General features: G+C 71.9%; 6 protein-coding genes. 1 reads left to right on the top strand and 5 read right to left on the bottom strand.

Annotation, left to right across the window (positions count from 1 at the left end):
* The 5 genes from KDM41_15995 to KDM41_15975 all read right to left on the bottom strand — a co-directional run.
* Nucleotides 1-212, bottom strand: a 212-nt coding sequence (locus KDM41_15995; protein ID MCB1184929.1) for a hypothetical protein, incomplete at its 3' end; no start/stop codon positions are given.
* Between the two features lie 83 nt (nt 213-295).
* A complete protein-coding gene (locus tag KDM41_15990; GenBank protein ID MCB1184928.1) occupies nt 296-3,406 on the bottom strand; it encodes an efflux RND transporter permease subunit in 3,111 nt (1,036 codons plus the stop codon).
* On the bottom strand, nt 3,403-4,515 hold the full coding sequence (locus KDM41_15985; protein ID MCB1184927.1) for an efflux RND transporter periplasmic adaptor subunit: 1,113 nt from the start codon (nt 4,513-4,515) through the stop codon (nt 3,403-3,405). Before KDM41_15985 ends, KDM41_15990 begins: the two co-directional genes overlap by 4 nt.
* Nucleotides 4,512-6,149, bottom strand: a complete 1,638-nt coding sequence (locus tag KDM41_15980) for a TolC family protein (protein MCB1184926.1) — start codon at nt 6,147-6,149, stop codon at nt 4,512-4,514. The genes KDM41_15985 and KDM41_15980 overlap by 4 nt, the downstream gene beginning before the upstream one ends.
* A 138-nt stretch (nt 6,150-6,287) precedes the next feature.
* Nucleotides 6,288-6,935 carry a hypothetical protein gene (locus KDM41_15975; GenBank protein MCB1184925.1) on the bottom strand — a complete coding sequence of 216 codons (648 nt, stop codon included), beginning with the start codon at nt 6,933-6,935 and terminating at the stop codon, nt 6,288-6,290.
* Between the two features lie 151 nt (nt 6,936-7,086).
* Here KDM41_15975 and KDM41_15970 point away from each other — a divergent pair, with 151 nt between their 5' ends.
* Nucleotides 7,087-8,034, top strand: coding sequence for a GNAT family N-acetyltransferase (locus KDM41_15970; GenBank protein MCB1184924.1), 948 nt, complete (start codon nt 7,087-7,089; stop codon nt 8,032-8,034).
* The last annotated feature ends 134 nt before the right edge of the window (nt 8,035-8,168 follow it).

The following is an 8,168-nucleotide window of genomic DNA, read 5'->3' as shown; positions in this document are numbered from 1 at the left end:
AACGAGATGGTGCCGTCGACGACGGCGCCGCCGAAGGCCGTGGCCTCGGCGAAAGACGGGCCGGAGGCGTCGGGCAGGACCATGAGTGAAATGGGCCCTCCCGAACTCACGTTCACGTCCATGACGCAAACTGCAGGTGTGGTGGCGACCGCAGGGCTCGCCGCAAGTGGCACCAGGACGGAAAGAATCAGGAATCGAGCGAACTTCGACATGGATTTCCCCCTCGTTGGGCGGTGGCCCGCCGTTGACATGAGTCTACGGCTCACGGGCCGCCAAGGCAACGGGACTCCCGGCGCTAGGCGCCGGGAATCGCATTTGCCGGGGTTTCCACCGTCTCCTCCTCTTCCCCCACCACCCGCTTGGCGCTCGTGAACCGCGCCAGCAGCGAGTACACCACCGGCACCACGATCAGGGTCAGGAAGGTGGAGAAGAGAACGCCGCCCACCACGACGATGCCCAGGGGCTGCCGCGACTCGGCGCCCGAGCCGGTGGCCAGGGCGATGGGCAGGATGCCGAACACGGTCGAGAACGACGTCATCAGGATCGGGCGCAGCCGGATCACCGCCGCGTCGACCACGGCCGACACGATGTCCTGGCCGCGGGCCCGCAGCTGGTTGGCGAACTCGACGATCAGGATGGCGTTCTTCGTCACCAGGCCGATGAGCATGATCAGCCCGATGCGCGAGAAGATGTTCAGCGACTGGTCGAAGAGCCACAGGGAGAGCAGCGCCCCGAACACCGCCAGCGGCACCGAGAGCAGGATCGTCAGCGGGTCGACGAAGCTCTCGAACTGGGCCGACAGCACCAGGAAGATGAAGATCAGCGCGAGCACGAACATGAAATACAGCGTGCCCTTGCTGTCGCGGTACTCGCGCGACTGGCCGGCCAGGTCGCGGCTCACCGAAGGCGGCAGGTCGTCGCGCCAGATGCGGTCCAGGTCGTCGAGGGCCTGGCCGATGCCGGTGCCCGGCGCCAGGTTCGCCGTCAGGGTGGCCGAGCGCACGCGGTTGAAGTGGTTCAGCTCCTTGGGCGAGACCGTCTCGTTGATCTTCACCACGTTGGCCAGCTGCACCAGCTCGCCGCCGCCCGACCGGATGTACAGCTGCTCGATGATGTCGGGCGTGGCGCGGCCGCCGGCGCGCATCTGGGCGATGACGTCGTACTGCTTGGCGCCGCGCTTGAAGTCGCCCACGACGCGGCCGCCGAGGTAGGTCTCCAGCGTCGAGCCGATGTCAGTCACCGAGACGCCCAGGCCCGAGGCCCGCTCGCGGTCGATGTCGATCTGCAGTTCGGGCTTGTTCAGGCGCAGGTCGGTGTCGAGGTTCACCAGGTAGCCCAGCTCGTTGGCCTTGGCCATCATGGTGCCCACGGCCTGGCCCAGCTCCTCGTAGCTGTCGGCCTGCAGCACGTACTCCACCTCCTGGGTGGCGAAGCCGGCCAGCGACGACGGGTTGATCAGGAAGGCCAGCACGCCCGGGATGCCCAGCAGGCGCGGGAACATCTCGGCCACGATCTCCTGCTGCTTGCGCTCGCGCTGGTCGTTGGGCTTCAGGTTCAGGAAGACGAAGCCGTTGGTGACGCGGCCCGGCCCCTGGAAGCCCAGGCCCGTGGCCGTGAACAGGCCCTGGCGCTCGGGCAGGGCGAGCAGCGGCTGCTCGACCATGCGCATGTAGCGGTCGGTGTACTCGAGGGTGGCGCCCTCGGGGGCCAGCACGATGCCGAAGGCCGTGCCGCGGTCCTCCACCGGGACCAGCTCCTCGGGCAGCTGCGCGAAGAGCCACGCCGCCGCGCCCACCAGGCCCACGGCGATCAGCAGCACCACCGGCCGCAGGCGCAGGGCCGCGTGCAGGGTGCCCTCGTAGGCCCGGTTCAGGCCGTCGAAGAAGGCGTCGAAGCTGCGCTCGGCCCAGCTGCGCTTCTTGTCCGGGTCGACGCGGCTGAGCAGGCGCGAGCACAGCACCGGCGTCAGGGTCAGGGCCACGAACGACGACAGCATCACGGCCACCGCGAGGGTCAGGCCGAACTCGCGGAACAGGCGCCCCACCGAGCCGGTGAGGAAGGCCACCGGGATGAACACGGCCACCAGGGCGATGGTCGTCGCCAGCACGGCGAAGCCGATCTCCTTCGTGCCGTCGAAGGCCGCCTTGCGGCGCGACTTGCCCATCTCCACGTGCCGGACCACGTTCTCGAGCACCACGATGGCGTCGTCGACCACCAGGCCGATGGCCAGCACCATGGCCAGCAGGGTCAGGATGTTGATGGTGAAGCCCAGGGCGTACGCGAAAGTGAAGGCGCCGATCATCGAGACCGGGATGGCCACGATCGGGATCACCGTCGCGCGCAGGCTCTTCAGGAACACGAGCACCACGAGCACGACCAGCGCCAGGGCCACGAGGATCGTCTTCTTCACCTCGTCGATGGACGACTCGATGAACTCGGCCGAGTCGAAGGCGACGTCGATGCGCATGCCCGCGGGCATCAGGCCGGCCAGGTCGGGCAGCACGGCGCGGATCTCCCGCGCCACGTCGACCGTCGAGGCCTGCTTCTGCTTGACGATGCCCAGGCCCACGGCCGGACGGTCGTTGTAGCGGGTGATGGTGCGCTCGTCCTCGGGGCCGACCTCGACCTCGGCGATCTGGTCGAGGCGCACGATGTTGTCGCCCACGTGGGAGACGATCAGGGCGCCGAACTCCTCGGGCGTGTTCAGTTCGCCGCGGGTGCGCACGGCGAATTCGCGGGCGTCGCCCTCGACGCGGCCACCGGGGATCTCGGCGTTGCCGGCGCGCACGGCCTGTTCGACGTCCTGCACCGTCAGGCCGTAGGCGGCCATGCGCAGGGGGTCGAGCCAGACGCGCATGGCGTAGCGCCGCTCGCCGCCGATGAAGACGTTGCCCACGCCGGGCAGACGCTGCAGGCGCTCCTTGAGGATGCGGTCCGCGTAGTCGGAAAGCTCGAGGGTGGAGTGGTTGTCGCTCGAGACGGCCAGCCAGATGATGGGCTGGGCGTTCACGTCGACCTTGGCCACGACCGGGTCCTCGGCCTCGCGGGGCAGTTCGCCGCGCACGCGCGAGACGCGATCGCGCACGTCGTTGGCGGCCTCGTCCACGTCGCGGCTGAGCTCGAACTCGATGGTGATGATCGAGCCCTGCTCGCGGCTGCTGCTGGTGATCGTCTTCACCGACTCGATGGTCGTGAACTGCTCCTCGAGCACGTCGGTGATCTCGGTCTCGACCACGCTCGGGCTCGCGCCGCGATAGAATGTCGTCACCGAGACGATGGGCGGATCGGTCTCGGGGTACTCGCGCACCGGCAGCCGCGTGAACGAGATGTAGCCCATCAGCATGATGGCCAGACTCATCACCGTGGCGAAGACCGGTCGCTTGATGGCGACTTCGCTCAGTTTCATTGCGAAGCTCCCGTCGCTTCCGCGGCGGCGCCGCCGGCTCCGGCCGCGTCCCCACCGCCGGACATGTCCATGGGCATCACCTTGGCGCCCTCGTACAGCTTCTGGTGCCCGGCCTTGACCACCTGCTGGCCGCCCACGAGGCCCTCGGTCACCTCGACCACGTCGGCCAGGCGCGTGCCCAGGCTCACGGGCGTGCGCGTCACCAGGCTGTCGGGCTTGATCACGTACACGTACGACTGCCCGCCCTCGACGAAGACCGCCGCGCTGGGCACGGTCAGGGCCCCGTCGCGCTCGGTGAGCACGGCGCTCACGGTGGCGCTCATGCCCGGCCGCAGCAGCCCGTCCGGATTGGCCACGCGGGCCACGATGCCGGCGCTGCGGGTCAGGGGGTCGAGCTGGGGCGCGATCACGTCGATCACGCCCTCGAGCACGTGGTCGGGATAGGCGGTCGTGGTCACCGTGACCGGGTTGCCCTGCCGCATGGTCGCCAGCAGGCGCTCGGGCACGGCGAAGTCGACGCGCAGCTCGTCGATCTGGGCCAGGTCGGTGATGGGGTCGCCCGCGCGCAGGAACGCGCCCGGCGACACGTGGCGCTTGCCCGCCAGGCCGGCGAAGGGCGCGGTGATGCGGGCCTTGCCCAGGCGCGTCTCGGCCAGGGCGTAGTTGGCCTCGGCCACGCGCAGGGCGGCGGTGGCGTCGTCCAGGTCCTGGGGCGCGCCGGCGCCCTGGTCGACGATGGTCTTGACCCGCTGCCAGGTGGAGCGGCTCTGGTCCATCAGGGCCCGCGCCCGGTTCATCTCGGCGCGCAGCTGTTCGTCGTCCAGGCGGGCGATCAGGTCGCCCTGGGCCAGGCGGCCGCCCTCGCGGAAGGGGATCTCGGTCACCACGCCGGTGATCTCGCTCGTGACGACGATCGACTCGCCGGCGTCGAGAGAGCCCACGGTGGTGAAGCGGTCGGTGACGGCGCCGCGCGCCACCGGCGCGGCCTCGACGGGGGTCGGCGGGCGCTGGAAGCCGCCGGCCGCCTGCTGGGTGTCCTGGCCGCAGCCGCCGAGCCCGGCGAGGAGCACGGCGGTCAGGAGGATGGGATTCAGGATCGTGCGCGTCACTGGGCGTTCCCTTCGTCTCGGGCTTCGGTGTCGGCGCCGGACGCGCCCCCGTCGTACCAGCCGCCGGTCAGGCGGCGCAGGATGGCCGCGGCGCGCGCAGTGCGCACCAGGGCGTCGGAATAGCGTTGCTGGGCCGTGGCCAGGTCGGCCGCCAGCCGCACCACCTCGAAGGCGGTCGTGCGGCCGTTGCGGTACTCGACCATGCCGATGTCGACCTGCCGGATCGAGGCCGACACGCCGCGCGTGGCGATCTCCAGGCGCCGGCGGCCCCGCTCGAGCTCGCGGTGCTGGGCCCGTACGAGCTCCTCGGTGTCGCGCCGGGCCGACAGCAGCACCTGCTCGGCGCGGACGACCTCGGCCCGCACCCGGTCGCGCTCGCCCTTGCCCTCGCGGTTGCCCAGGGGCAGGGCGAAGACGAAGCCCACGTTCCAGTTCGGGTAGTCGCGACCCGCGGCCTGGCCCAGGGCCTCGCCGCGGTCGCCGTCGATCGAGGTGCGCACCGGATTCGGGTCGCCCGGGAAGTACACGTCGCGCGCCGCGCCGGCGAGGCCGGCGCCGCCCAGGCCCCCGAGCAGGTCGAGGGTGGGGCGGGCGTCCCAGGTGGCGCCGCTCTCGAGGGCGCGCAGGGCGTCGGCGTCGCGGGCCAGGGCCTGCAGTTCGGGGTTCCGGCGCATGGTCACCGCGACCAGGGTGTCCTGGTCGACGAGGGCGAACTCGCGCGGGGGCTCGTCGGCCGCCCGGAAGCGTTCGCCGGCGGGGCGCCGCCCGGTGAGGGTGGCGAGGCGGTCGCTCAGGCGGTCGAGGTTCTCCTCGGTGTCGAGCAGGGCCTGCTCGGCCTCGGTCAGGAAGAACTCGGCGTTGGCCACCTGGCTCGGCCCGATCATGCCGGCCCTGGCGCGCAGCTGGGCGTCGCTCAGGAAGGCCGTCGCCCGCTCACGGATGATGCGCGTCACGGCGTGGTTGCGCTCGGCGGCGTACAGCTCCCAGTACACCGACTCGACCTCGGCCCGCACCGCGAGCAGCGACCCGTCGTAGCGGGCGCCCGCCGCGTCGCGGCTGCGCTCGGCGTAGCTCAGATCGGCCCGCGCCGACGGCCCGAAGCCCTTCAGCAGCGGCTGGCGCAGGGAAATGCCCGCGCTCGACTGGTATTCCGGGTCGAGGGCCGCGAAGGCCGAGTTCGAGGTGATGCGCGTCGAGTTCACCGTGGCGGCGAGCTCGGTGCCCAGGGGCAGCCGGATGCGCGCGCCGGCCTCGTACAGCGAGGTCTCGGTCTCGAGCACGTCGGCGCCTGCGAAGAGCGAGGCCGAGGGCGTGTCGGCGCCGGACCAGTCGGCCCCGCCGAAGAGCTCCGGATCGAAGCTGCCCTTCTCCCGGCGCACCGCCTCGGTGGCGGCCGCGAGCTGCGCCTCGGCGATGCGCGCGTCGGCGGCCTGGCGGGAGGCGGCGTCGACGGCGGCGTCGAGGGCGAGCCGCTCGCCGGGCAGAGCGGCGATGGTCGCGGCCAGGGCGCTGTCGGGGCTGGCGCTCAGGATCGCCTGGGGCGACGGCGCACCGGCCTCCGGGGGCGCCGCAGCGGCGCCGGCCGCCGCCAGCAACAGACCGGCGAGCCATGCGGACATGGACCGTGCAGACATGGTCGAGGGACCTTTCACGAGGATGGATGGTTCGGAATGGGCGACGCCTCCCAATCTACTGGCATCGCCACCGGGTCGCCCGACGAAAAAACGGGGACCCCGCGGGGTCCCCGTACGTCCCGTCGCCGGGATTGTTCGCTACTTGTGGGCGGCCTGGACCATGGTCATCAGCTCGCCCTCCATGGCGCCGGCCGTGGCCGCCGGGCCGGTGAGCTTGAAGAACACGCTGCCCTGCGGGCCCTCGAGCACCACACCCACCAGGCGGAAGCCCTCCTTGGGGGTCTTCTCGCCGCCGCCCATGGGGCGCATGCTGCCGGACATGTAGGTGCCGTCGAGGCTCACCACGTGGCCGGGCATGCCGTCGGCGGTGAAGGTCGAGCGCGAGGCGGCCGCGGCCGGATCGCCGCCGTTCGGCAACTGCATCTGGCCGATCCAGCGCGCGAGGTTGGCCTCGACGCCGCCGCCCGACGCCGCGCCGAAGTAGAACACGTTCACCTCGGCGGCTTCGGTGTCGCCCTCGACCGGGGCCAGACGGAACTGGGCCTGGCGCATGCCGTCGGCGCCCAGGTTCTGCCACCCGGCGGGCGGGTTGAAGGTGATGCCGGCGACGGTGGTGCCGCCTGCGGGTGAAGTGGCGGCCCCTCCGTCCGCAGCCTGCTGCTGGGGCGGGGTGCCGTAACGGGAAGTGGGAGCGTCAGCCGGGCTCGAACCCGCGCGCTCGGTGTACTGGACCTTGTCCTTGCAGCCGGCAAGGGCGACCAGCGCCACCAGAAGCGACGCGACCACGAAACGCGACCTCGCGATATTGAAATTCAGGTTCATGGGCGGCACCATAGCCCACCGCACCGACCGCGACAAGTGTCTCCTTGCGGCCGGGCGGGCCGGCGGAGAGAATGGGCCGTCTCCGTTTGGTCCGTGCCCTTCGGGAAGGTTCACCGTGCCGTCACCCGCCGCCTCCGGCTTCCTCGCCTGGCTCCACGCCTGCCTGGCCGAAGACCCGCGCGACCTCGCGTGGCCTCGCGAATGGCGCCTGCCCGACGGCCGCCGCACCGGGCTCTTCGACCCCCACAACGCCGCGCTCACCCTGTACGACGTGGCCCCCGGGGAAATGGCGACGCCCGATCTTCTCCCCGCCCTCGCGGCCGGGGACGAGGCCCCCGCCCTGTGCTCCCGGATCGTCGTCTTCGCCCGCCCGGGCGGCGGCGACGACTGGCGCGCGGCGGGCTTCGGCCGCGAGGGCGAGGTGCCCGGCTTCTGGTCGGACGGGGCGACCGCGGTGCTTCGGGCCCGCACCTGGGGGCCCCGCGCCGGGGTCGCCAACCCGGAACCGCCCGTGCCGGCGGCCGTCGCCGCCGCGCCGCTGCCGCCGGGATTCACCACCCGCATCGCCGACCCCGAGGACGCCGCCGCCATTCGCGACCTCCTGGCCGGGGTCTTCGCCGGCTATCCGATTCCCGCCGATCCCGGCGTGGTGCGGTACGCCCTGGCCGGCGGCCTGGTGCACGGGCGCGTGGCCGTGGCCGACACCGGCGAGATCGCCGCCTACGCGTCGGCCGAGTTCCAGCCCGGGGGCGGCGCCCCCGAGATCACCGACTGCGCGACCCGGCCGGCCCGCCGCGGTCTCGGCCTGATGCGCCGGCTGGTGGATGAACTGCGCGCCGACCTGGACCGGCTCTTCGGGCTGACGGGCGCCTACGCCCTGGTGCGGGACGACGGGCCGGCCATGGCCCGGGTCCTGGCCCGGGCGGGTTGGCGTCGGACCGGCCGCCTGGACGGCCACTACCGGGTGGGCGACCGCTGGATCACGGCGCATCTGTGGTTGCCGCAGCCCGGGGGACGGGCCGCGGGCGACCGGGCCCAAATCCGACCTGGAAGGTCTGATTAGGCCCCGAAACCGGGATTTCCGCTATTCCCGACCAGCGGACTCTGGTACGTTTCCGGGATGCGTCTGCACCCCGTCACCCTGTCGTTCGTCGACGAATGCGCGAGCTGGGAAGTCGACTACCGCCGCACCGCGGC

Source organism: bacterium (assembly GCA_020440705.1).
GTDB lineage: Bacteria > Krumholzibacteriota > Krumholzibacteriia > LZORAL124-64-63 > LZORAL124-64-63 > JAGRNP01.
The sequence above is the reverse complement of the archived record's forward strand: the minus strand, read 5'-3'. Positions and strand labels throughout refer to the sequence as shown.

Excerpts from the sequence above, each read along its gene's own strand:
- KDM41_15990 (MCB1184928.1), bottom strand. The coding sequence starts at position 3,406 with ATGAAACTGAGCGAAGTCGCCATCAAGCGACCGGTCTTCGCCACGGTG.
- KDM41_15980 (MCB1184926.1), bottom strand. The coding sequence starts at position 6,149 with ATGTCTGCACGGTCCATGTCCGCATGGCTCGCCGGTCTGTTGCTGGCG.